Here is a 21,555-nt window from a genome sequence, read left to right as displayed (position 1 = left end):
ACCCGGCGGTGCGCTGCCCGGGCCCGGCTACGTCACCGTCGCGCCCCGGCCGCTGGACACCTTCCGCATCCTCTTCGTCTGCACCGGCAACGTCTGCCGCTCGCCGATCGCCGAGCGGCTGACCCGGCACGAGCTGGACGCCCGGCTGGCCGCGGTGGCGGCCGGCCGGTTCGTGGTGGAGAGCGCCGGGACGTGGGGGCACGAGGGCGCGCCGATGGAGGCGCACGCCGCCACCGTGCTCGGTGAGTACGGGGTGGCCTCGGACAACTTCGCCGGGCGCGAGCTGCTCGACGAGCACGTGATCGACGCGGACCTGGTGCTGACCGCCACCCTGGACCACCGCGCCCAGGTGATCTCGATGGGGCACGCGGCGGGCCTGCGCACCTTCACCATCAAGGAGTTCACCCGGCTGGTGCGGCGGATCGACCCGTCCACCCTGCCGGACCCGCGCAGCGGCGCCCAGGCCACCGAGCGGGCCCGGGCGCTGGTGCGCTCGGCCGCCGCGCTGCGCGGCTGGCTGCTGGCCTCCTCCCCGGAGTCGGACGAGGTGGACGACCCGTACGGCGCGCCGATCGGGATGTTCCGCAACTGCGGCGAGGAGATATTCGACGCCCTCGACCCGGTGGTGACGGCGCTGACCGGCGTGGCCCGCTGACGCTGCCGCCGCCGCGGGGGTCCCCCGGCCGGGCGAGGCCCGGTTGGGTGCGTTGACGGGCCGTCGGGTGCGGCCCGTCCTACGCTGGTGGTGCCGCCCCACCGCGCCGCCGCCCGGGAGCACCCCATGACCGTCACCTCCGATGTGCAGCTCTCCTGGGAGGCGCCCGCCGCGCTGCGGCTGGCGGACCCTCAGATGGCCGACCTGCTGGCCGCCGAGGCCGGGCGCAGGGCCGAGACGATCCAGCTCCTGGCGGGGGAGAACCTGACCAGCCGGGCGGTGCTGGCGGCGCTGTCCGGGCCGCTGGTGGACAAGTACGCCGAGGGCTACCCGGGCCGCCGCCACCACGCCGGCTGCTCGCTGGCGGACGCCGCCGAGCTGCTCGCGGTGGACCGGGCCAAGCGGCTGTTCGGCGCCGAGCACGCCAACGTCCAGCCCCGGTCCGGCACTTCGGCGGTGCTGGCCTCGTACGCGGCGCTGCTGCGGCCCGGTGACGTGGTGCTGGCGATGTCGCTGGAGCACGGCGGGCACCTGAGCTGCGGCTCCAAGGCGAACTTCTCCGGCCGCTGGTTCGACTTCATCGGCTACGGCGTCCACGAGCAGGACCACCTGGTGGACTACGAGCAGGTGCGCGAACTGGCCCGGCTGCACCGTCCCAAGGCGATCATCGCGGGTGGCATCTCCTACCCCCGGCACCTGGACTGGCGGGCCTTCCGGGAGATCGCCGACGAGGTGGACGCCTACCTGATCGCCAACGTCTCCCAGGTCACCGGTCTGGTGGCGGCCGGCCTGGCGCCCTCGCCGGTGCCGTACGCGGACGTCACCGTGGCGGCCACCCACAAGCTGCTGCGCGGGCCGCGCGGCGGGCTGCTGCTGTGCGGGGAGGAGCTGGCCGAGCGGGTGGACCGGGCGGTCTTCCCGTTCAGCCAGGGCGGGGCGGCGATGAACGAGGTGGCGGCCAAGGCGGTGGCGTTCGCGCAGGCGGACACGCCGGAGTTCGGGGTGTATCTGCGGCGTGCGGTGGACGGTGCGCGCTCCTTGGCCCGGGAGCTGGGCCTGGCGGGGGCCGCCCCGCTGACCGGCGGGACCGACACCCACCTGGTGACCGCCGACGTCGGTCCGCTCGGCCTGACCGGCCTGGAGGCCGAACGCCGCTGCGCGGCCGCCGGACTGGTGCTCGGCAAGTGCGCACTCCCGTACGACCCGGCGCCCGCCGCGGTCGGCTCCGGCATCCGGCTCGGCACCGGCGCCGCGGCGGCCCAGGGGATGGCCGTCGAGACCATGGCCGAGCTGGGCGGACTCATCGGGCGGCTGCTCACGGCGGGCCCCGATCCGGCGGTCGGGGCGCGGGTGCGGGCCATCGCCGGGGAGCTCGCGCGGAGCTGACGGGGCGCCGGATCCAGGGCGATCCGGGGCTGTTTCCCGGATCGGGCACCCGGTAAGGCGAACCGCGGTGCACACGCGGCGCGTCCGACTCAATAAGGTGTGCTCCGTGACGACGACGCACCTCGAAACCCGGGCAGCCACGGGGGTACCTTCGGTATCCGACCGTCAGACCGTCACACCGGAGGCCAGTGGTGCGTGAGTATCTGCTGGTGCTGTTCGTCACCGCGGCCGTCACCTACCTGCTGACCGGCCCGGTGCGGAAGTTCGCCATCCTGGCCGGCGCCATGCCGCCGGTCCGGGCGCGCGACGTGCACCGCGAGCCGACCCCCCGCCTCGGTGGCATCGCGATGTTCGGCGGGCTCTGCGCGGGCCTGCTGGTGGCCTCCCAACTCACCAAGCTGAGCGGCCTGTTCATCCAGGCGGCGGACATCCGGGCGCTGCTCGCCGGGGCGGGCATCATGTGGCTGCTCGGCGTGCTGGACGACAAGTGGGGCGTGGACGCCCTGGTGAAGCTCGGCGGTCAGATGATCGCGGCCGGCGTGATGGTCTGGCAGGGCGTCACGGTGATCTCGATCCCGGTGCCGGGCATCGGCCCGGTGGCGGTCACCCCCACCATGGGCATGATCATCTCGGTCACCCTGGTGGTGGTCATGGTGAACGCGGTGAACTTCATCGACGGCCTGGACGGCCTGGCGGCCGGCATGGTCTGCATCGCCGCGATGGCGTTCTTCCTCTACTCGTACCGGCTCTGGTACGGCTACGGCATCAACGACGCGGCCCCCGCTGTGCTGTTCAGCGCGGTGCTGATCGGGATGTGCCTGGGCTTCCTGCCGCACAACCTGCACCCGGCCCGGATCTTCATGGGCGACTCCGGCTCGATGATGCTCGGCCTGATGCTGGCGGTGGCCGCCATCTCCATCACCGGCCGCGTCGACCCCGACCTGATCACCGCCCAGACCGGTTCGCAGACCGCCACCGTGCACGAGCTGGTGCCGATCTACATCCCGCTGCTGCTGCCGCTGACCGTGATCGCGCTGCCGCTGGCCGACCTGCTGCTCGCGGTGGTCCGCCGCACCTGGGCGGGCAAGTCGCCGTTCGCGGCGGACAAGCAGCACCTGCACCACCGGCTGCTGCTGGTCGGCCACTCGCACAGCCGGGCCGTGCTGATCATGTACTTCTGGGCCGCCCTGATCGCCTTCGGCACCGTCGCCTTCTCCGTCCCCGGCCGCGGGCGCGCCCTGGTGCTCGGGATGGCGGGGCTCTGCCTGCTCGGCATCGTGGTGCTGCTGATGCCGCGCTTCCGGCCGCGGGCCCCGCGTGCGGTGCAGGCCTTCGTGCCGCCCCGGTACCGGAAGGCGCCCGAGCCGCAGGTCACGGAGGTTTCGGCCGAGGTGGCGCTGTCCGCGGAGGACGAGGAGCTGCTGGGCCGGCTCGGCACCGGTGCCACCGCGGTCGGCGGGGCCCGTCACGGCGGGCAGGGCTGACGACGCGTTCCCTGACGGGGCGTCAACTGCCGTCACCCGTACGGCGGCACCGTTGCTCCCTTGGTGTGACAGGTACCACACCCGCATGGTAAAGCTCTAATCAAATAGTTTGTGATACCGTTCACGAGTACCGAGTACGCGCCGAAAGACCTGACAGGTGGAGGACTTCCGTCCCTGGTCAGGCTTCCTCGACGGGCTCGCCGTCGGGCGGCCAGGTCAGCGGCTGGACGTTCTCGGTACGGTCCCACACCGCGTCCCAAGCGCCGTCCCCCGTTCTCGACATGCCGCCGGAGTTGCCGACATGCCGTCCCACGACGCCCGGATCCCCCTCCGCGGCGCCGCAATCCCCACTGCGGTCGCCGGGGCCGTCGCCACCGTGATCTCCACGGTGGTGGTGGGCAGCAAGGGGTTGATCGGTGCCCTCTTCGCGACCCTGCTGGTGCTGGCGTTCTTCGCCTTCGGCCAGGTCGCGCTGGACCGGTTGACCAGGAACAACCCGCACATGCTGATGGCCGGCGCGCTGCTGGTGTACACCACGCAGATCCTGCTGGTCGGCATCGTGCTCGCGGTGTTCAAGAACACGACGCTCTTCGACACCAAGGCGTTCGCCTTCACGCTGCTCGGCTGCGTTCTGATCTGGACAGGCTTCCAGGTCCGCGCCGGGATGAAGGCCAAGCTCTACTACGTGGAGACCAACTCCTCGGCGAAGAAGGACGACAAGCCGTGAGCCGGCCTGCCTGTCCCTCGCACGAGGGGGGCGGTGTTTATGCCCTCCTGACGGACTGCTATCGTCCGTCGCGACGAACGAGTACGGGAAGCGGCCAGGTCCCTCCGCCTGACGGACGGATCGCCCCCCGGGCTCAGACAGTCTTCAACGATCCCGCGGCTCCCGAGGATGCCGCGCCGGGTCGGCGAGATCCCCAAGTTCCAGTGCCGCACCGTGGTCGAAGGCCACGCCGACACACCGAGGTTGCCGTAACCATGCGTCATGACGAAGGAGTCTGTGGTGTCTGCTGACGTGAAGCAGCTCGCCTCTGAGGCCGGGTGCCACCTGTTCTCCGGTTGCGGCTTCCCTGCCCCGGGTCTGAACGAGTTCCAGTTCAAGCCGATCTTCACGGTCGGTGGCGTCGAGTTCAACAAGCCGATGCTGCTGGCGTTCATCTGCGCCTTCCTGGTGATCGCGTTCTTCTGGGCCGCGTTCGCCAAGCCGAAGCTGCTCCCGGGCAAGCTGCAGCTGGTCGGTGAGATCGGCTACGACTTCGTCAAGCGGTCCATCGTCCTGGAGACGATCGGCAAAAAGGGCGAGAAGTACGTCCCGATGTTGGTCTCGATGTTCTTCTTCATCTGGATCATGAACATCATGTCGATCATCCCGTTCGCGCAGTTCCCGGTGATGTCGGCGATCGCCTTCCCCGCGGGCCTGGCGGCCGTGGTCTGGTTCACCTACATGTTCCTGACCTTCAAGACCCACGGCTTCGTGGGCGGGTTCAAGAACCTCTGCTGGCCGTCGGGCATCCCCGGCTGGGTCATGTTCATCCTGGTGCCGATCGAGTTCTTCTCGAACATCTTCGTGCGCCCCTTCACGCTCGCGGTCCGAGCCTTCGCGAACATGTTCGCGGGCCACCTGCTGATCGTGATGTTCTCCATCGCCTCCTGGTACCTGCTCAGCCCGAGCATCGGCGCGCTGTACGGCTCGGTCTCCTTCGTGGTGACCATCGGCCTGACCGCCTTCGAGCTGCTGGTCCAGTTCCTGCAGGCCTACATCTTCGTGATGCTCGCCAGCAGCTACATCGCCGGTGCCCTCGAAGAGGCGCACTGAGCCCGGCAGCCGCTCGGCTGCTCACTCCCCAAGATCGCCCGGTGGCCAACCACCACCGGCTCACCACCCCGCAAAGGACATGAAATGTCGCAGCTCGCTGAGGTCTACGGTTCCGTCGCCTCCATCGGTTACGGCCTCGCCGCGATCGGCCCCGGCATCGGCGTCGGTCTCATCTTCGGCAACGGTGTGCAGGCCATGGCCCGTCAGCCCGAGGCTGCCGGCCTGATCCGCTCCAACATGTTCATCGGCTTCGCGCTGACCGAGGCGCTCGCCCTCATCGGCATCGTCATGCCGTTCGTCTTCGGCGCCGGCAAGTAATTCTCCGTAATTACCTGTCGTAGCCCTTTTCGACGAAAGGTTCAGATATGAGCGCCTCCGTGGCTCTCCTCCTCGCGGCGGAGGAGGGGGAGAAGATGAACCCCCTGCTGCCCGCGTGGCCCGAGATCGTCATCGGCCTGCTCTGCTTCTTCATCGTCTTCGGCATCCTCGGCAAGAAGCTCCTGCCCAGCATCGAGAAGGTGCTGGCGGACCGCCGGGACGCGATCGAGGGCGGCATGGAGCGCGCGGACGCTGCTCAGGCCGAGGCCCAGGCCCTGCTTGAGCAGTACCGTGCCGAGCTGTCCGAGGCGCGTCACGAGGCCGCTCGCATCACCGAGCAGGCTCGTGAGCAGGGCGCCGCCCTGATCGCCGAGATGCGCGAGGAGGGCCAGCGTCAGCGCGAGGCCATCGTCGCCGCCGGTCACGCGCAGATCGACGCGGACAAGAAGCAGGCCACCGCGGTCCTGCGTCAGGACGTCGGCTCGCTCGCCGCGCAGCTCGCCTCCCGCATCGTCGGCGAGTCCCTCGAGGACTCCGCCCGGCAGAGCGGCGTGATCGACCGCTTCCTGGACGACCTGGAGGCCAAGGCCTCTGCGGCCCAGGGTGCGTCCAAGTGATCGGCGCCAGCCGTGAGGCCCTGGCCGCCGGCCGGAAGAACCTCGAGAGCCTGACCGACGCCACCTCGGTGGACGCGGCCAAGCTGGCCGAGGAGCTCACCGCCGTGACGGCGCTGCTGGACCGCGAGGTCTCGCTGCGCCGGGTGCTGACCGACCCCTCGCGGGACGGTCAGGACAAGGCTCAGTTCGTCACCACGCTGCTCGGCGGCCAGGTGTCCGGCGAGACCGTCGACCTGCTGTCCGGCCTGGTCCGGTCCCGCTGGTCCGGCGGCCGCGACCTGGTCGACGCGGTCGAGGAGCTCGGCGCCTACGCCGAGGTCATCGCGGCCGACAAGGCCGGCCAGCTGGACGACGTCGAGGACGAGCTGTTCCGCTTCGGACGGATCGTCAGCGGCTCGCACGAGCTGCGCAGCGCCCTGACCGAGCCGAAGGCCGGCGGCGCCGCCAAGGCGGAGCTGATCAAGAAGCTGCTCGGCGGCCGGGCCAACGCGGGCACCGCCCGTCTGGTCACCGCTCTGGTCACCAACCCGCGCGGACGTAGCCTGGAGCAGGGCCTCGAGTCCTACTCGAAGCTCGCCGCCGCCCGGCGGGACCGTGTGGTGGCCCTGGTCACCACCGCCGTTCCGCTGACGGACGGTCAGAAGGACCGCCTGGCGAACTCGCTGGGTCGGCTCTACGGCCGCCAGGTGCACCTGAACATCGACGTGGACCCCACGGTCCAGGGCGGTGTGAAGGTGCAGATCGGTGACGAGATCATCGACGGCACCGTGTCGAGCCGCCTCGAAGGCGCTCGCCAGGCCCTCGAAGGCTGACGCACCAGCACCATCCGACCCTCGGTCGGGAACCGGTTCCGCAGGAGCCGGCAAAACGTACGGCCGGTTCGCACGACCCGGCCGAGAGTCGAATACTTGCGGCCCTCAATGGCGGGCCGAGGATCGCAAACTAGGAGAGCAGGGAAGCCTGATGGCGGAGCTTACGATCCGTCCGGAGGAGATCCGGGACGCGCTGGCCGGCTTTGTCCAGTCGTACCAGCCGGACGCCGCCTCGCGTGAAGAGGTCGGCACGGTCACCGAGGCCATGGACGGTATTGCCAAGGTCGAGGGCCTGCCCTCGGTCATGGCCAACGAGCTGCTGAAGTTCGAGGACGGCACCCTCGGCCTCGCGCTGAACCTCGAGGCGCGCGAGATCGGTGTCGTCGTCCTCGGTGAGTTCAGCGGCATCGAGGAGGGCCAGACGGTGCACCGCACCGGCGAGGTCCTCTCCGTCCCGGTCGGTGACGGCTACCTCGGCCGCGTCGTGGACCCGCTGGGCAACCCGATCGACGGTCTGGGCGACGTCGCCTCCACCGGCCGTCGCGCCCTGGAGCTGCAGGCCCCCGGCGTCATGGTCCGCAAGTCGGTGCACGAGCCGATGCAGACCGGCATCAAGGCCATCGACGCGATGACCCCGATCGGCCGTGGCCAGCGTCAGCTGATCATCGGCGACCGCCAGACCGGCAAGACCGCGGTGGCGATCGACACGATCATCAACCAGCGCGACAACTGGAAGTCGGGCGACCCGAAGAAGCAGGTCCGCTGCATCTACGTCGCCGTCGGCCAGAAGGGCTCCACCATCGCGTCCGTCCGCGGCGCCCTGGAGGAGGCCGGCGCGCTGGAGTACACCACCATCGTGGCTGCTCCCGCCTCCGACCCGGCCGGCTTCAAGTACCTCGCCCCGTACACCGGTTCGGCCATCGGCCAGGAGTGGATGTACGACGGCAAGCACGTCCTCATCATCTTCGACGACCTGTCGAAGCAGGCCGAGGCGTACCGCTCCGTGTCGCTGCTGCTCCGTCGTCCGCCGGGCCGCGAGGCCTACCCGGGTGACGTCTTCTACCTGCACTCGCGCCTGCTGGAGCGTTGCGCCAAGCTCTCCGACGAGCTGGGCGCCGGCTCGATGACCGGTCTGCCGATCATCGAGACCAAGGCCAACGACGTCTCGGCGTACATCCCGACCAACGTCATCTCCATCACCGACGGCCAGTGCTTCCTGGAGTCCGACCTGTTCAACGCCGGCATCCGCCCGGCCGTGAACGTCGGCATCTCGGTCTCCCGCGTCGGTGGCTCCGCCCAGATCAAGGCCATGAAGTCGGTCGCCGGCCGCCTCCGCCTGGACCTGGCCCAGTACCGCGAGCTGGAGGCGTTCGCCGCCTTCGGTTCCGACCTGGACCCGGCCTCCAAGGCGCAGCTGGAGCGCGGTGCCCGCATGGTCGAGCTGCTGAAGCAGGGCCAGTACCAGCCGTTCCCGGTCGAGGAGCAGGTCGTCTCCATCTGGGCCGGCACCACCGGCAAGCTGGACGACGTCCCGGTCGCCGACATCCGCCGCTTCGAGCGCGAGTTCCTCGACTACCTGCGCACCTCCAAGAAGGAGCTGCTCGCGGGCATCGTCGAGACCTCGAAGCTCGAGGACGGCACCATCGACGCGCTGACCGAGTCGATCGCGTCGTTCAAGCAGGGCTTCACCACCGCCGACGGCAAGCTGCTCGGCGAGCAGGCCTGAGTCCGGTAGCGAGGGAAAGGACGTAACGACCCATGGGAGCACAGCTTCGGGTCTACAAGCGCCGGATCCGCTCTGTCACCGCGACGAAGAAGATCACCAAGGCGATGGAGATGATCTCCGCGTCGCGCATCGTCAAGGCGCAGCGCGCGGTGGCCGCCTCCACTCCGTACGCCGATGAGCTCACCCGGGCGGTGACGGCGGTGGCCACCCGGTCCAACGCCAAGCACCCGCTGACCACCGAGAAGGCCGGCGCCACCCGCGCCGCCGTTCTGGTGATCACCGCGGACCGCGGTCTGGCCGGTGGCTACTCGACCAACGCCATCAAGGCCGGCGTCGCGCTCACCGCGCGGCTCAAGGCCGAGGGCAAGGACGTCGCGACGTACATCGTCGGCCGCAAGGGCGTCTCGTACTACAACTTCCGCAACCTTGAGGTCGCGGGGTCGTGGACGGGCTTCTCGGACAAGCCGACCTACGGCGACGCCAAGGCGGTCTCCGCCGACCTGATCGCGGCCTTCACGGCCGAGGTCGGTGGCGTGGACGAGCTGCACCTGGTGTCGACGAAGTTCGAGTCGATGCTGACGCAGACCGCCCAGGACGCGCGTCTCCTGCCGCTGAAGCTGGACGAGGTCAAGCTCAGCACGGAGAAGCCGGCCAAGGCCGAGATCTTCCCGCTGTACGACTTCGAGCCGTCGGCCGAGGGCGTCCTCGACGCCCTGCTGCCGCGGTACGTCGAGAGCCGGATCTACAACGCGCTGCTGCAGTCGGCCGCTTCGGAGCACGCCGCTCGCCGGCGCGCGATGAAGTCCGCGACCGACAACGCGGGAGAGCTCATCAAGTCGCTCACGCGGCTTGCCAACTCGGCCCGTCAGGCCGAGATCACCCAGGAAATCAGCGAGATCGTCGGCGGTGCCAACGCCCTCGCCGACGCTAGCCGCGGGAGCGAATGAGAATGACCACCACTGTTGAGCCGACCACGGCGACGGGCCGCGTCGCGCGGGTCATCGGCCCGGTCGTCGACGTGGAGTTCCCCGTCGACGCGATTCCGGACATGTACAACGCCCTCAAGGTCGAGGTGGACAACCCCGACGGCTCGGGCAAGAAGGTGCTGACCCTCGAGGTCGCCCAGCACCTCGGCGACGGCCTGGTCCGCGGCATCTCGATGCAGCCGACCGACGGTCTGGTCCGTGGCGCGCAGGTCTCCGACACCGGTTCGGCGATCTCCGTCCCGGTCGGCCAGATCACCAAGGGCAAGGTCTTCAACGCCCTCGGTGAGGTCCTGAACGTCGACGCGGCCGAGTTCGAGGCCCAGGTCGAGGTCAAGTGGCCGATCCACCGCAAGGCGCCGAACTTCGCGGACCTCGAGTCGAAGACCGAGATGTTCGAGACCGGCATCAAGGTCATCGACCTGCTCACCCCGTACGTCCAGGGTGGCAAGATCGGTCTGTTCGGTGGTGCCGGTGTCGGCAAGACCGTTCTGATCCAGGAGATGATCTACCGCGTCGCCGAGAACTTCGGTGGTGTGTCGGTGTTCGCCGGTGTCGGCGAGCGCACCCGTGAGGGCAACGACCTCATCCACGAGATGGTCGACTCGGGCGTTCTGGACAAGACCGCGCTGGTCTTCGGCCAGATGGACGAGCCGCCGGGCACCCGTCTGCGGGTCGCGCTCTCCGCGCTGACCATGGCGGAGTACTTCCGTGACGTCGAGCAGCAGGACGTGCTCCTGTTCATCGACAACATCTTCCGGTTCACCCAGGCCGGTTCCGAGGTGTCGACCCTGCTCGGCCGCATGCCCTCCGCGGTGGGCTACCAGCCGAACCTGGCCGACGAGATGGGCCTCCTCCAGGAGCGCATCACCTCGACCCGCGGTCACTCGATCACCTCGATGCAGGCGATCTACGTCCCCGCGGACGACCTGACCGACCCGGCCCCGGCCACCACCTTCGCCCACCTCGACGCGACGACGGTTCTGTCCCGTCCGATCTCGGAGAAGGGCATCTACCCCGCCGTCGACCCGCTGGACTCCACGTCCCGCATCCTGGACCCGCGCTACATCGCGCAGGACCACTACGACACGGCGATCCGCATCAAGGGGATCCTGCAGAAGTACAAGGACCTCCAGGACATCATCGCGATCCTCGGCATCGACGAGCTGTCCGAGGACGACAAGATCACCGTGCACCGCGCGCGTCGGATCGAGCGCTTCCTCTCGCAGAACACCTACGTGGCGAAGCAGTTCACCGGTGTCGAGGGCTCGACCGTCCCGCTGTCGGAGACCATCGAGGCCTTCAACCGCATCGCGGACGGCAAGTACGACTCCGTCCCGGAGCAGGCCTTCTTCATGTGCGGTGGCATCGAGGACCTCGAGCGCAACGCCGCCGAGCTGGCCAAGAAGTAACCAGCCCGGCCTGATGGCTGACTGACCGTGAGGGGTGGTCCCCGTCCCTGGGGGCCGCCCCTCACGGCTCAGAGCCCGCCGTGTGACCGGAGTTCCGCTGTGATCCCGGTCATCTCCGTGTCCTTGGTTTCCTGCCGGGGCCGCGGGCCCGTTATTCTTACCGCAATCGCCGGGTCATCCGGTGGTTGCAAGAGCCTAGGAGCCCACGTTGGCTGAGCTGCACGTCGAGCTGGTCGCAGCCGACCGCAAGGTGTGGTCCGGTGCGGCCACCATCGTCGTCGCCCGTACGGCCTCCGGTGACACCGGCATCATGCCGGGTCACACCCCGGTGCTGAGCGTGCTGGAGAGTGGCCCGGTCACCATCCGCACCACCGATGGCGGCACCGTCATCGCGGCCGTGCACGGCGGCTTCATCTCCTTCGCCGACAACAAGCTGTCGCTGTTGGCGGAGATCGCCGAGCTCGCGGACGAGATCGACGTCGCCCGCGCCGAGCGCGCGCTGGAGACCGCGAAGAGCGAGCTCGACGCGCACGCCGAGCGTCGCGCCGAGGTCCGCCTCGTCGCGGCCGGCCGCCGCAAGGCCGCCTGAGTTCCAGCAGTACGTACGACCGACGGTCCCGGGGACGCGAGAGCGTGACCCCGGGACTGTCGTATCAGTTGGTAGGTCAGTGCCGGGTCGTTGATACGACCGGCAAACGGGGATGCGGGTAGCGAGGAGGTCGGTGAGCATGGTCCTCGCCCTTCTGGTGTGCGCGGCGGTCGTGGCGCTCTGTGTGCTCGGATTGGTGGCCTTCGCGGTCCGCCGCCGGGTGATCCAGCGAGTAGGCGGAACGTTCGACTGCAGTTACCGCCTCAAAATGCCCGCGGACGCCTCCACGCAGCCCGATCTCGACGAGAACGGCCAGCCCACCTCGGCCCCGGTCCCCGTGACCGACGGCAAGGGGTGGGTTTTTGGTATCGGCCGCTACAGCGGTGACTCGATCGAGTGGTTCCGGGTCTTCTCCTACGCGCCGCGCCCGCGCCGGGTGCTGCCGCGCCGCGAGATCGAGGTGCTGGGCCGGCGCTACCCGGAGGGCCAGGAGGAGCTGGCGCTGCTCTCCGGTTCGGTGGTGCTGCGCTGCCTGCACAACGGCGCCCCGCTGGAGCTCGCGATGAGCGACGACGCCCTGACCGGCTTCCTGGCCTGGCTGGAGGCGGCGCCTCCCGGCCAGCGGGTCAACGTCGCCTGACGGGACCACACTGGGTGAAGGGGGGCTCTTCGGGAAGGGAGCCGACCATGTTGACCCAGGGGAACGTCTCCACCACCCTCCCGGTGGTGGACCTGGACCGGGCCAAGAGCTGGTACCAGGAGAAGCTGGGGATGACCCCGGCGAAGGAGATCGAGGGCGGCGCGATCTACGAGGTGGCCGGCAGCTCGATCCTGCTGTTCCCGACCTCGATCGCCGACCGCGGCGGGCACACCCAGGTGGCCTTCGAGGTGCCGGACCTGCGCGCGGAGATGGCCGAACTCCGGTCCCGCGGTGTGGTGTTCGAGGAGTACGACCTGCCGGACTACAAGACCGTGGACGGTGTGATCGAGTGGCCCGGCGGAGCCTCGGCCTACTGCAAGGACAGTGAGGGCAACCTGATCTGCGTCAACGAGTTCCGGGGCTGACCCGGCGGCCGGGTACTAGGCTGCGGCGCATGGTCAACCTCACGCGCATCTACACCCGGACCGGTGACGACGGCACCACCGCGCTCGGCGACATGAGCCGCACCACCAAGACGGACCCCCGGCTGGTCGCCTACGCGGACGCCAACGAGGCCAACGCCACCATCGGGGTGGCGCTGGCCGTCGGGCAGCTCCCCGAGGACGTGGCGGCGGTCCTGACACGGGTTCAGAACGACCTCTTCGACGTCGGCGCGGACCTGGCCACCCCGGTGGTGGAGGACCCGAAGTACCCGCCGCTGCGGGTGCTCCAGTCCTACATCGACCGGCTGGAGGGGGACTGCGACCACTACCTGGAGCAGCTGGAGAAGCTGCGCAGCTTCATCCTCCCGGGCGGCACCCCCGGCGCCGCCCACCTGCACCTGGCCTGCACCGTGGTGCGGCGGGCCGAGCGGGCCACCTGGGCGGCGATCGAGGAGCACGGGGACAGCGTCAACCCGCTCACCGCGAAGTACCTCAACCGCCTCTCCGACCTGCTCTTCATCCTGGCCCGGGCGGCCAACAAGGAGCGCGGCGACGTGCTCTGGGTGCCGGGCGAGAACCGCTGACGGCCGGTCAGAGCAGGCCGGGGGACTTCTCCTTCTTCTCCTGCTTGGGCCAGATGGTGTAGCTGGCGGCGATCACCAGGTTGATGCCGGTGACCAGGCCCATCCGCTGGTACCAGGCGTTCAGCGCCCGGGTCCGCTCGGCGTCGCCGACCAGCCAGGTCACGCCGGCGATCAGGCCGACGGTGATGACGGCGGCGATCGCGGTGCGGGCGAAGATCCCCCACTCGTGCGCGGCCCTCGCGGCGCCGTACTTCGGCGGCTTCGGGGGCCGCGGTCCGCCGGCGAAGCGGTGCTGGAAGTGACCGTCGGCCCAGGTCACCATCATGTGGCCGAAGGCGATCGAGAAGCCGACGTAGCTCGCGGCCAGGCCGTGGGTCCAGCTCGCGGTGGTGCCGCCGCGCAGGTCGACCAGGGTGAGCGCCAGGATCACCAGGTCGATCAGCGGCAGGCCCAGCAGCAGCGCGGTGCTGACGGTCCGCCACCTCAGCAGGTAGCGGGCGGCCAGGGCGAGGGCGAGCAGGACCCAGAACCCGACCTCGCCGGCGACGATCAGTGTGACGATCACGGTGTACCTCCCTGGCAGCCAGCCTCCCAGGGGGCCGGGCGGCCGGTCATCGTCGGCTGCGCGGAGACCGGGGTGCACCTTTCGATGTACGGGGCTCCTCCGTACGGCGGGTCGGTGCGGGCCGGGGCGGGATGGTGAGATGGGGCGGTGCTCAACCTCGACCTCACCCCGCGGCAGGAGGACCGGGCCATCGCGCTGGGCAGCCTGCTCGGCGGGCTGGTGCTGATCGCCTTCGGCGCGTACGACCGCTCCGCCACGCTGCCGGTCTGGGCGGTGCTGCTGCCGTTGGTGGCCCTGGCGGTGCTGGAGCTGTTCCGCCGGACCCATCCGGTCTGGACGGTCAGCCTCGGCGGGCTGCTGATCGGCGTCGTGGTCTGGGCCGGCTCGCTGGCCGCCTCGCTGGTGATGTACACCGACCTGCTCTACGCGGCGGTGCTCTACGGCTCGCCCCGGATGTCCAAGGTGCTGCACCTGACCGGGATGGCCACCACGGTGGTGCTGGGCTCGCTGGCCGGGCTGTACACCACCTCGGTGGCGCAGGCGCTGCTCGCGGTGGTGGTCTGCGTGCTGGTCTTCCTCGGGCCGGTGTGGACGGCGGACCTGGTGCGCAAGCACCGGGACCGGGCCGAGACGGAGCGGCTGCGGGCCGAGCAGACCGCGCTGCTGGCGGAGCTGGACCGGCGCGAGGCGGTGGTCGCGGAGCGGGCCCGGATGGCCCGCGAGCTGCACGACGTGGTGGCCAACCACCTCTCCGCGATCGCCATCCACGCCACCGGCGCCCAGGCCCTGGCACGCCGTCAGGAACGCGACCCCGAGGACCCGCTGCTGGCCGCGATGGCGGTGATCCGGGAGAACAGCGTGCAGGGCCTCACCGAGATGCGCCGGATGATCGGCCTGCTGCGCGCCGGGGACGCCGAGGAGAGCCACGCCGCGCCCCGGTTGGAGGCGGTGGACAGCCTGGTCGCCAAGGCCGCCGAGAGCGGCCGGGCCGCGGGGCTGGGGTTCCGGCTGACCGAGCGGGGCGAGCGCGGCGAGCTGCCGGCCCCGGTCGAGCTCGCCGCCTACCGGATCGTCCAGGAGGCGCTCACCAACGCGCTCAAGCACGCCGCACCGGGTGAGGTGGAGGTCCTGCTGGCCCACGGGGCCGAGGAGTTGGAGATCCGGGTGGAGAGCCCGTACCGGGCCGGCGAGGGCCGGGGGCTGCCCGGGGCCCGGGCCGGGCTGGTCGGGATGGCCGAGCGGGCCGGGCTGCTCGGCGGCAGCTTCGTGGCGGAGCCGGTGGAGCGGAGCTGGGTGGTGCGCGCGGTGCTGCCGCGCGAGCCGGGGACGGGTGCGAGGACCGGGGGACGGGCGTGACGGACGTGGTGCGGGTGTTGGTGGCGGAGGACCAGGCGGCCGTCCGGGCGGCGCTGGTGATGATCCTGCGGACCGACCCGGGGATCGAGGTGGTCGGGGAGGCGGCGGACGGCGAGGAGGCCGTCCGGCTGGCGCTGGAGCTGCGGCCGGACGTGGTGCTGATGGACGTTCAGATGCCGCGCCTGGACGGGGTCGCGGCCACCCGCCGGGTGGTGGCGGCCGATGCCGCGCGGGTGCTGGTGCTGACCACCTTCGACCTGGACGAGTACGTCTACGGCGCGCTGCGCGCCGGGGCGGCCGGCTTCCTGCTCAAGGACCTGGAGGCGGACGCGCTGATCGAGGGCGTGCACACGGTGGCCCGCGGCGACGGGATGCTCGCCCCCTCGGTGACGCGCCGTCTGATCGCCACCTTCGCCCGGCCCGGGCGGCCCGACCAGCCCCGGGCCCGGGAGGCCGTGGCGGCGCTCACACCCCGGGAGCGGGAGGTGCTGGCCTGTCTGGGCGCCGGGCTCTCCAACGGGGAGATCGCCGGGCGGCTGGAGATGGCCGAGGCGACCACGAAGACGCACGTGAGCCGGATCCTGGCCAAGCTGGAGCTGCGCAGCCGGGTGCAGGCCGCCATCCTGGCGCAGGACTTGGGGATGGTGCCGGAGTAGGCGCGCAGGTCGGACCCACCGTGGGCACGTCAGCAGCATCACACTGCGCAATCGCACCACACGGGCTCCGTGGGCACTAGAGTCCGGCGCGTGAGCGGCGCGGCTCCGGTGGGTGATCCCTGCCCCGAGCCGCCTTCAGGAGCTTAGGGGTAGCCATGAGCAACGTAGCGGACCAGCGGATCGCCGTCATCGGCGCGGGTCTGATGGGCGCGGGCATCGCGCAGGTCTCGGCCCAGGCGGGGCACCAGGTGGTGCTGCGCGACGTGACCGACGCCGCGCTGCAGCGCGGCCTGGACGGCATCCGCGCCTCGTACGAGAAGTTCGTCTCCAAGGGCAGGCTGACCGCCGACGAGGCGGAGGCCGCGCTCGGCCGGATCACCACCACCACCGACCTCGGCGCGGTCTCCGAGGCCGACATCGTGGTCGAGGCGGTCTTCGAGCAACTCGACGTCAAGGAAGGCGTGTTCCGCGAGCTGGACAAGCTCGCCAAGGACGGCGCCGTGCTCGCCTCGAACACCTCGGCCATCCCGATCACCCGGATCGCCGCCGCCACCGGGCGCCCCGAGTCCGTGGTCGGCGTGCACTTCTTCTCGCCGGTGCCGCTGATGAAGCTGGTCGAGCTGGTCCGCGGCTACAAGACCAGCGACGAGACGCTGGCCCGGGCCCGCGCCTTCGCCGAGGGCGTCGGCAAGGAGGTCGTGGTGGTCAACCGCGACGTGGCCGGCTTCGTGACCACCCGTCTGATCACCGCCCTGGTGGTCGAGGCGGCCAAGCTGTACGAGACGGGCGTGGCCAGCGCCGAGGACATCGACACCGCCTGCCGCCTCGGCTTCGGCCACCCGATGGGCCCGCTGCAGACCGCCGACCTGACCGGCGTGGACATCCTGCTGCACGCGGCGCGCAACATCTACGCCGAGACCCAGGACGAGAAGTTCGCGGCGCCGGAGATCATGGCCCGCATGGTCACCGCGGGGGACCTCGGCCGCAAGAGCGGCCAGGGCTTCTACGACTACCAGAAGTGAGCCCCGGGCGGCGGGGGAGTGGGTGAGCTTGCTCACGACCCCGCCGCGCACGGGTGATTTGGGTGGGAATCGAGCGTGGGTGTGGGGCTCGACTGCGTATATTCCCTCTATTCCATCGGACGGGTGAAGTTGGCCCGGAACCGGCGCGGACCAGCAACCTGAACGGCTGATCCGCCGTCAGATGGGTGAGGGGGAGACGGCATTCCGATTGTCCTGACCGCTCGGGCGACCGCGGAGGAGGAGAGCGTGCACATCACCGGCGACCACCGGCGCCTGGCCATCCAGGGCCGCCTCGACGTCCGCAGCGCTGCCGACGCCCGTGCCCGCCTGCACCAGGCGGTCGACGGCGGGCACGGCGACCTGGTCCTCGACCTCGCCGGCCTGGAGTCCTGGGACGCCACCGGCCTCGGCGTCATCATGGGCACCCACCGCAGGGCGGGGCGCCTCGGGCGCCGTCTGGTGCTGCGTGCCGTCCCGGCCCAGCTGCAGCGCCTCCTGGTCGCCACCCGCCTCCACCGCATCCTCGCCGTCGAGGGCACCGTCCCCGACCCCTACGGCACCACGCTGCCCGTCGTCCTCTGACGCATGCTCCCGCCGGCCGTCGGCAGGGCAGCGCCCCAGGGGCGCGAGGAACTGCGCGCAGGGGAACGGCAACGCCTGCAACTGGCTCGCCTGCCCCGATCCAACGCTGGGCCGCCTTCCGCACTCGCGCAGTTCCCCGCCCCCCCGGTGTAGCCACTTTCGTGCCCCGGGTAGAGGCCTCGGAGACGGGTGTGCGAGAGTCTCCGGTCAGACAGTCGGCCTAGACGGGGCGGAGCGAGATCGTGAACCAGCCATCCGGTGACGTCCGGCAGGAGGCGCCGCGCCAGCGGAGCGGTGAGCTGGTCACCGGTGACTGGCTGCTGGTGGTGGGAGGGGCGGACGGGTCGGAGTTCCGGCCGTGCCCGCCGGAGTGGCGGCCGCAGCCGCGGCGGGTGGTGGCGGACAGCCACCGGCCGACCGCCGCCGCGGTGGGGCCGCTCGCCCTGGGGAGCGCCGCCGCGGACCAGCCGCTGCTGGACCGCGAGGCCGACGTGGCGCAGCTGCTGGGCCTGCTCGCGGAGGGCCGTTCGGTACGGCTGGTGGGCCAGGGCGGCTCCGGCCGGACCGCGCTGCTGGGTGCGGTGGCGGACGCCGCCGGCGAGCTGGCGCCGGACGGGGTGGTGCGCCTGACCGGGCACCGCCGGACCTCGTCCGATCTGCTCCAGGACCTGTACGCGGCCACCCACCGGTCGGCTCCGTTCCGCCCCGACCAGGACCAACTGCGCGACCTGCTGGCCCCGTTGGGTGCCGTGGTGGTGATCGACGACGTCGAGCCGAGCGGTCCCGAGCTGGAGGAGCTGCTGGCCGCCGCGCCGGACTGCGCGTTCCTGGTCTCGGTCGCCCCCGGCAGCCCCCAACTGCCGCCCGGCTCAAGGCTGCTGGACCACCTGGTGGGCGGGCTGTCCCGCCCCGCCTGTCTGAACCTGGTGAGCCGGCTGGCGGGCCGGCCGCTGGACGAGCACGAGCGGGCCTGGGCGATCGACCTCTGGTTCGAGTCCGAGGGGCTGCCGCTGCGCTTCGTGCAGGCGGCCGCGCTGCTGCGCCAGCGGGACGTCGAGGTGGACACCCTGGTCGCCGAACACGAGGACCGGGGGCGGGTGTTCGGCCTGGTCAAGGAGGTCGCCCGGCCGGAGGACCCGGCCGAGCTGGAGGGGGAGCTGCGCCGTTCGGTGCCGCTGCCCTCGGTGGCCGAATCCGCGGCGCCGACGCTGCGGCTGGCGGCCGGGCTGAGCGAGGCGGCCCGGGCGGTGCTGCTGCTGGCGGTGGCGCTCGGAGGGGAGTGCCCGACCGCCCCGCACCTGCCCGCGCTGATCGACGTGGGCCTGGGCGAGAGCGCCCTGCAGGAGCTGACCGAGTGCGGTCTGGCGGTCTCGATCGGGGGCCACCACCGGCTCACCGACGGGGTGTTGGAGACCCTGGCGGAGCAGTGGGAGCCGGGCGAGGTGGCCTTCGGGGCGGCCCGGCACTTCTCCTGGTGGGTGGGGCACAGCTCGGTCAGCCCGGCCCAACTGGCCGCCGAGGCCGAGGTGGTGGTCGGTGCGCTGCTGGCCGACCGGGCGGCCGGGCGGCCGGAGGAGGTGCTCCGGCTGGCCCGTGCGGCGGCGCCGGCCTTCGCGCTCTCGCTGCGCTGGGGCGCCTGGGAGCAGGTGCTGGAGATCGGCCTGGAGGCGGCCCGCGAACTCGGCTCGCCGACCGAAGAGGCCTGGTTCCACCAGGAGTTGGGCGTGCTGGCGGCCTGCACCGGGGTGACCGGTCCGGCCATCGGGGAGCTGGAGGCGGCGCTCTCGCTGCGGGCCTCGGTGGAGGAGGCCCGGGGCACCGCCGCCGGGCGCCGGATGCTGGCGCTGCTGCGGGCCGGGTCCGGTCGGGCGATCGAGGGCGCGGGGCGTCCCGGCGGGGGGCGGCGGCCCGTGATGCGGGCGATCGCCGCCCAGGTGCCGCTGCGGTTCCGCAAGAAGATCCTCCGCGGCGGCCGCCGCCGTGCCGCGGTGGCGGCCGGGGCGGCGGTGCTCGCGGTCGGCGTGCTGGGGACGGCGGTGGGCCTGAGCCTGGCGCGGTCGGACGAGCCCGGCCGGGGTGGCCACAACGGGGTGCTGGACGAGGGCGTCTACACCGGTGACGTCAGCATCGCCCCGGGCACCACGCCCACGCCGAGTCCGACGGCCACCTCGGCAGCCCCCTCGCCGAGCGAGTCGGAGAGCCCGAGCCCCTCCGCGAGCCCGTCCAAGAGCGGTACCCGCAAGCCGAGTTCGAGCCCGAGCAAGTCCTCGACGCCGACCACTCAGCAGCCGAGCCAACCGCAGCCGACGACCCAGGCCCCGACCACCAGGCCGGCCACCACCCCGCCGGCTCCGACGCCGACGCCCACCCCGACCCCGACGCCCACCCCGACCCCGACGCCCACCCCGACCGATACCAGCACGGCGCCGGGGTCGCCCTCGGCGTCCTAGAAGAGCTTGAGCTTGTCGTCGTCGATGCCGCGCAGCTCGTCGTAGTCGAGCACCACGCAGCCGATGCCGCGGTCGGTGGCCAGCACCCGGGCCTGCGGCTTGATCTCCTGGGCGGCGAAGACGCCCTTCACCGGGGCGAGCAGCGGGTCTCGGTTGAGCAGCTCCAGGTACCTGGTCAGCTGCTCGACGCCGTCGATCTCGCCGCGGCGCTTGATCTCGACGGCGACGGTGGCGCCGTCGGCGTCCCGGCCGAGGATGTCCACCGGGCCGATCGCGGTGGGGTACTCACGGCGGATCAGGGTCCAGCCGGTGCCGAGCACCTCCATGCGGTCGGCCAGCAGCTCCTGGAGGTGCGCCTCGACGCCGTCCTTCACCAGGCCGGGGTCCACGCCGAGCTCGTGCGAGGAGTCGTGCTGCACCTCCTCCAGGGTGATGATCAGCTTCTCGCCGGCCTTGTTGGTCACCGTCCAGACGTCGCCGTCCTGCTTCAGGGAGCAGGGGGGTGACATCCAGTTGAGGGGCTTGTAGGCCCGGTCGTCGGCGTGGATGCTGACGCTCCCGTCCGCCTTGACCAGGATCAGGCGGGTCGCGGAGGGCAGGTGGGCGGAGAGCCGACCGGCATAGTCGACGGAGCAGCGGGCAATGACGAGACGCATGGTTGACCACGCTAGCCCAGCGGGGCCAGTTGAAGCGAAACCGCGACGGACGGGTGATGAACCCGCGTGAACGGCGAAACATGGAGTCTGCACACCGCCCCGCGCCGTAGCTCCACGGGTTGTCCGGCGGGTGGGGGTCACTCAACGGGGACGGAGCACTTCGATGAACGATCCGACGGGATTCGGCCAATCTGACGGGGCACGCGGCGATTGCGGTTCGAATCGGGGGATTCCCCGGCCGTACTGACGAGCGGATGTCACTCTGTGGTGAGCGGTCGTAGCTTTCCACAACTGCACCAGCGGCACCAACGGCACCAACGGCACGACGTACGACCACCCCGGCGGTCCGCCCGGGGTGGACCGCGAGAGGAGAACCCATGTCGCTCGACGTCTCACCGGCCCTGCTGGAGAAGGCCGAGAGAGGAGAGGTCGACGAGAGGGAGTTCGTCGACTGCGTCCGAACCTCCCTGCCGTACGCCTGGGACCTGATCAGCTCGCTGGTCGCCCAGGTGCAGGTGGACGGCACCGACTTCGCCGACAACCAGGTACCGCCGCCCAGCGAGCAGGCCCGGGGCCAGCTGCTGCGGGCGATGGCCAGCGACGCGATCCGGGGTGCCCTGCAGCGGCACTTCGGCGTCCGGCTGGCGTTCCAGAACTGCCACCGGGTCGCGGTCTTCGCGCCCTCGGAGCAGAGCGACGAGCGGTACCACCGCTTCACCTCGGTCCGGGCCCAACTGCTCAACCAGTCCGATGAGTTGCGGGACTGCTGAGGCCTGACCGCCGAACTGCCGGGACGCCGG

At 71.1% G+C, this 21,555-nt stretch carries 23 protein-coding genes; 21 read left to right on the top strand and 2 right to left on the bottom strand.

Annotated elements, in window-relative coordinates; all coding sequences use genetic code 11:
- Positions 1-13 precede the first annotated feature (13 nt).
- The 15 genes from ACWCYY_RS09460 (at position 14) to ACWCYY_RS09390 (ending at position 13,468) form a co-directional block, all read left to right on the top strand.
- Entirely contained in the window at positions 14-655 is a 642-nt protein-coding gene (locus tag ACWCYY_RS09460) for an arsenate reductase/protein-tyrosine-phosphatase family protein (protein ID WP_345290250.1), read from the top strand.
- A gap of 126 nt (positions 656-781) precedes the next feature.
- The gene (locus tag ACWCYY_RS09455) at positions 782-2,041 is read left to right on the top strand and encodes a serine hydroxymethyltransferase (protein ID WP_345290103.1); all 1,260 of its coding nucleotides are present in this window, start codon (positions 782-784) and stop codon (positions 2,039-2,041) included.
- 191 nt (positions 2,042-2,232) lie between these two features.
- Complete coding sequence (locus tag ACWCYY_RS09450; protein WP_345290104.1) at positions 2,233-3,525, top strand: MraY family glycosyltransferase; 1,293 nt, start codon at positions 2,233-2,235, stop codon at positions 3,523-3,525.
- A 301-nt stretch (positions 3,526-3,826) separates the two neighbouring features.
- Complete coding sequence (locus ACWCYY_RS09445; RefSeq protein ID WP_345290105.1) at positions 3,827-4,252, top strand: hypothetical protein; 426 nt, start codon at positions 3,827-3,829, stop codon at positions 4,250-4,252.
- A 261-nt stretch (positions 4,253-4,513) separates the two neighbouring features.
- Positions 4,514-5,344, top strand: coding sequence for a F0F1 ATP synthase subunit A (gene atpB / locus ACWCYY_RS09440; RefSeq protein WP_345290107.1), 831 nt, complete (start codon positions 4,514-4,516; stop codon positions 5,342-5,344).
- A gap of 84 nt (positions 5,345-5,428) precedes the next feature.
- Positions 5,429-5,662, top strand: coding sequence for an ATP synthase F0 subunit C (gene atpE, locus ACWCYY_RS09435; RefSeq protein WP_345290108.1), 234 nt, complete (start codon positions 5,429-5,431; stop codon positions 5,660-5,662).
- A 47-nt stretch (positions 5,663-5,709) separates the two neighbouring features.
- The gene (locus ACWCYY_RS09430) at positions 5,710-6,279 is read left to right on the top strand and encodes a F0F1 ATP synthase subunit B (RefSeq protein WP_345290109.1); all 570 of its coding nucleotides are present in this window, start codon (positions 5,710-5,712) and stop codon (positions 6,277-6,279) included.
- A complete protein-coding gene (locus ACWCYY_RS09425) occupies positions 6,276-7,091 on the top strand; it encodes a F0F1 ATP synthase subunit delta (protein ID WP_345290110.1) in 816 nt (271 codons plus the stop codon). The genes ACWCYY_RS09430 and ACWCYY_RS09425 overlap by 4 nt, the downstream gene beginning before the upstream one ends.
- A gap of 151 nt (positions 7,092-7,242) precedes the next feature.
- Complete coding sequence (gene atpA / locus ACWCYY_RS09420) at positions 7,243-8,817, top strand: F0F1 ATP synthase subunit alpha (RefSeq protein ID WP_345290111.1); 1,575 nt, start codon at positions 7,243-7,245, stop codon at positions 8,815-8,817.
- A 32-nt stretch (positions 8,818-8,849) separates the two neighbouring features.
- Positions 8,850-9,764 (top strand): F0F1 ATP synthase subunit gamma, encoded by a 915-nt coding sequence (locus tag ACWCYY_RS09415; protein ID WP_345290113.1) that lies wholly within the window; start codon positions 8,850-8,852, stop codon positions 9,762-9,764.
- 2 nt (positions 9,765-9,766) lie between these two features.
- Positions 9,767-11,212, top strand: coding sequence for a F0F1 ATP synthase subunit beta (atpD, locus tag ACWCYY_RS09410; protein ID WP_345290114.1), 1,446 nt, complete (start codon positions 9,767-9,769; stop codon positions 11,210-11,212).
- Between the two features lie 208 nt (positions 11,213-11,420).
- Positions 11,421-11,801 carry a F0F1 ATP synthase subunit epsilon gene (locus ACWCYY_RS09405; protein WP_104818316.1) on the top strand — a complete coding sequence of 127 codons (381 nt, stop codon included), beginning with the start codon at positions 11,421-11,423 and terminating at the stop codon, positions 11,799-11,801.
- Between the two features lie 139 nt (positions 11,802-11,940).
- The gene (locus ACWCYY_RS09400) at positions 11,941-12,441 is read left to right on the top strand and encodes a DUF2550 domain-containing protein (RefSeq protein WP_345290116.1); all 501 of its coding nucleotides are present in this window, start codon (positions 11,941-11,943) and stop codon (positions 12,439-12,441) included.
- A gap of 47 nt (positions 12,442-12,488) precedes the next feature.
- Positions 12,489-12,866, top strand: a complete 378-nt coding sequence (locus ACWCYY_RS09395; protein WP_345290117.1) for a VOC family protein — start codon at positions 12,489-12,491, stop codon at positions 12,864-12,866.
- A 29-nt stretch (positions 12,867-12,895) separates the two neighbouring features.
- Positions 12,896-13,468, top strand: a complete 573-nt coding sequence (locus tag ACWCYY_RS09390) for a cob(I)yrinic acid a,c-diamide adenosyltransferase (protein ID WP_345290119.1) — start codon at positions 12,896-12,898, stop codon at positions 13,466-13,468.
- 7 nt (positions 13,469-13,475) lie between these two features.
- Here the strand turns inward: ACWCYY_RS09390 and ACWCYY_RS09385 are convergent, their stop codons facing one another.
- Positions 13,476-14,033, bottom strand: coding sequence for a hypothetical protein (locus tag ACWCYY_RS09385; protein ID WP_345290120.1), 558 nt, complete (start codon positions 14,031-14,033; stop codon positions 13,476-13,478).
- Positions 14,034-14,180: 147 nt separating this feature from the next.
- Between ACWCYY_RS09385 and ACWCYY_RS09380 the strand changes: the two genes are divergently transcribed.
- From ACWCYY_RS09380 to ACWCYY_RS09360, 5 genes are all read left to right on the top strand, one after another.
- The gene (locus ACWCYY_RS09380) at positions 14,181-15,389 is read left to right on the top strand and encodes a sensor histidine kinase (protein ID WP_345290122.1); all 1,209 of its coding nucleotides are present in this window, start codon (positions 14,181-14,183) and stop codon (positions 15,387-15,389) included.
- A 5-nt stretch (positions 15,390-15,394) separates the two neighbouring features.
- A complete protein-coding gene (locus ACWCYY_RS09375; protein ID WP_345290251.1) occupies positions 15,395-16,045 on the top strand; it encodes a response regulator transcription factor in 651 nt (216 codons plus the stop codon).
- Between the two features lie 155 nt (positions 16,046-16,200).
- Positions 16,201-17,067: a 3-hydroxyacyl-CoA dehydrogenase family protein gene (locus ACWCYY_RS09370; RefSeq protein WP_449795585.1), complete on the top strand. Its 867-nt coding sequence runs from the start codon at positions 16,201-16,203 to the stop codon at positions 17,065-17,067.
- A gap of 246 nt (positions 17,068-17,313) precedes the next feature.
- Positions 17,314-17,649: an STAS domain-containing protein gene (locus ACWCYY_RS09365; RefSeq protein WP_345290124.1), complete on the top strand. Its 336-nt coding sequence runs from the start codon at positions 17,314-17,316 to the stop codon at positions 17,647-17,649.
- 242 nt (positions 17,650-17,891) lie between these two features.
- Positions 17,892-20,099: an ATP-binding protein gene (locus ACWCYY_RS09360; RefSeq protein WP_449795584.1), complete on the top strand. Its 2,208-nt coding sequence runs from the start codon at positions 17,892-17,894 to the stop codon at positions 20,097-20,099.
- On the opposite strand, the gene nucS is transcribed toward ACWCYY_RS09360, so the two are convergent.
- A complete protein-coding gene (gene nucS / locus ACWCYY_RS09355; protein ID WP_345290126.1) occupies positions 20,096-20,755 on the bottom strand; it encodes an endonuclease NucS in 660 nt (219 codons plus the stop codon). The genes ACWCYY_RS09360 and nucS overlap by 4 nt on opposite strands.
- A 377-nt stretch (positions 20,756-21,132) precedes the next feature.
- On the opposite strand from nucS, the gene ACWCYY_RS09350 reads away from it, so the two are divergent.
- Positions 21,133-21,525 carry an SCO5389 family protein gene (locus ACWCYY_RS09350; RefSeq protein ID WP_345290128.1) on the top strand — a complete coding sequence of 131 codons (393 nt, stop codon included), beginning with the start codon at positions 21,133-21,135 and terminating at the stop codon, positions 21,523-21,525.
- Positions 21,526-21,555 lie beyond the last annotated feature (30 nt).

Source organism: Kitasatospora sp. NPDC001664, assembly GCF_053596675.1.
This window is presented reverse-complemented; position numbering and strand designations above follow the sequence as displayed.

Coding starts and splice junctions, on each gene's coding strand:
- atpE (WP_345290108.1), top strand. CDS start 5,429: ATGTCGCAGCTCGCTGAGGTCTACGGTTCCGTCGCCTCCATCGGTTAC.
- atpA (WP_345290111.1), top strand. CDS start 7,243: ATGGCGGAGCTTACGATCCGTCCGGAGGAGATCCGGGACGCGCTGGCC.
- ACWCYY_RS09455 (WP_345290103.1), top strand. CDS start 782: ATGACCGTCACCTCCGATGTGCAGCTCTCCTGGGAGGCGCCCGCCGCG.
- ACWCYY_RS09395 (WP_345290117.1), top strand. CDS start 12,489: ATGTTGACCCAGGGGAACGTCTCCACCACCCTCCCGGTGGTGGACCTG.
- atpD (WP_345290114.1), top strand. CDS start 9,767: ATGACCACCACTGTTGAGCCGACCACGGCGACGGGCCGCGTCGCGCGG.
- atpB (WP_345290107.1), top strand. CDS start 4,514: ATGACGAAGGAGTCTGTGGTGTCTGCTGACGTGAAGCAGCTCGCCTCT.
- ACWCYY_RS09415 (WP_345290113.1), top strand. CDS start 8,850: ATGGGAGCACAGCTTCGGGTCTACAAGCGCCGGATCCGCTCTGTCACC.
- nucS (WP_345290126.1), bottom strand. CDS start 20,755: ATGCGTCTCGTCATTGCCCGCTGCTCCGTCGACTATGCCGGTCGGCTC.
- ACWCYY_RS09400 (WP_345290116.1), top strand. CDS start 11,941: ATGGTCCTCGCCCTTCTGGTGTGCGCGGCGGTCGTGGCGCTCTGTGTG.
- ACWCYY_RS09430 (WP_345290109.1), top strand. CDS start 5,710: ATGAGCGCCTCCGTGGCTCTCCTCCTCGCGGCGGAGGAGGGGGAGAAG.
- ACWCYY_RS09350 (WP_345290128.1), top strand. CDS start 21,133: ATGTCGCTCGACGTCTCACCGGCCCTGCTGGAGAAGGCCGAGAGAGGA.
- ACWCYY_RS09370 (WP_449795585.1), top strand. CDS start 16,201: ATGAGCAACGTAGCGGACCAGCGGATCGCCGTCATCGGCGCGGGTCTG.
- ACWCYY_RS09445 (WP_345290105.1), top strand. CDS start 3,827: ATGCCGTCCCACGACGCCCGGATCCCCCTCCGCGGCGCCGCAATCCCC.
- ACWCYY_RS09390 (WP_345290119.1), top strand. CDS start 12,896: ATGGTCAACCTCACGCGCATCTACACCCGGACCGGTGACGACGGCACC.